This window comes from Streptomyces sp. E2N166 (assembly GCF_003671715.1).
Lineage (GTDB): Bacteria > Actinomycetota > Actinomycetes > Streptomycetales > Streptomycetaceae > Streptomyces > Streptomyces thinghirensis.
Genome location: NZ_RAIF01000027.1, coordinates 209,888 through 210,799 on the forward strand (window position 1 = coordinate 209,888; position 912 = coordinate 210,799).

Annotated in this window: 1 pseudogene; it reads left to right on the forward strand. The window is 73.6% G+C overall.

Features of this window, described 5'->3' with window-relative positions:
* Positions 1 to 289: 289 nt before the first annotated feature.
* A pseudogene (locus EBH09_RS39125) lies at positions 290 to 912 on the forward strand (tetratricopeptide repeat protein); the annotation flags it as partial.

The following is a 912-nucleotide window of genomic DNA, read 5'->3' on the forward strand; positions in this document are numbered from 1 at the left end:
GGGGTGGGCGGCTCCGGCAGGGCCACCGGTCCGCGGATCCAGATCTCCGGTCCCTCTCGCATGCCTGTCCGCCTGCCCGGTCCCCTCCCGTGTCACGCCCCCGGGTGCCCGCCCCGTACCGACCCGCCGATGCGGGCGTGACCTCCTGGAACGAGCCTGTGACACCCCGGTGACGTGAGAATCGCGAGCGAGCGGAGAGACTCGACAGTAGGTGTACGACAGGCATGACAGGCTCTGGACGGCAGGGAATCGAAGCCGCCGACGGAAGCCGCCGATGAGTGGGGGAACGATGTCTCGACTCGGCCGCGAGAAGCAGCGGGACCATGGGGGCGCCGAGCGCTCGCCCGCCACTGCGGCGACGCCGATCGACGTCCGTGTGCCGGTGGCCGATTCCGACGCACGCAGCGCTTCGATCGACGGCTCACTGGTCGTCGCGGCCCCCGGCGAGGAGATCCAGAACGCCGTCCTCAACCGCCTCCACCGCCTCGCCATCGCCGCCGGTCAGCCCGTCCTCGCCACGATCCACGACGAGCGCATCGGCTATTCCGTCCCGCTCCGGGTCGACCCGGACGGCTCCAGCCATCTCGCCGCGGAGCCGGTTCCGACGGCTCCCGAGGAACCGGCCGTACGGCGCGACCAGCACACTCACGTTCTGCGCACGGTGGAGCCGGTACGGGACAGCGCCCCGACGTTCCGCCTCCCGAAGGTGCCCGAGTCGCAGCAGGCGCCGGCCGGCGAGTCCGCGCCGACGTTCACGCTGCGCGCCCTGCCGGAACCGGCCGAGGGCACGTCGCCCGGTACGGTGGCGCCGCCGACGGGGGAGTTCGGTCCGCCGCCCCGAATGGACGGCGCTTTCGCGACCGGTGCCCGTGAGGGCGCGGCACCGCGGCCTGCGCCTGGGGCGGTCGCCGG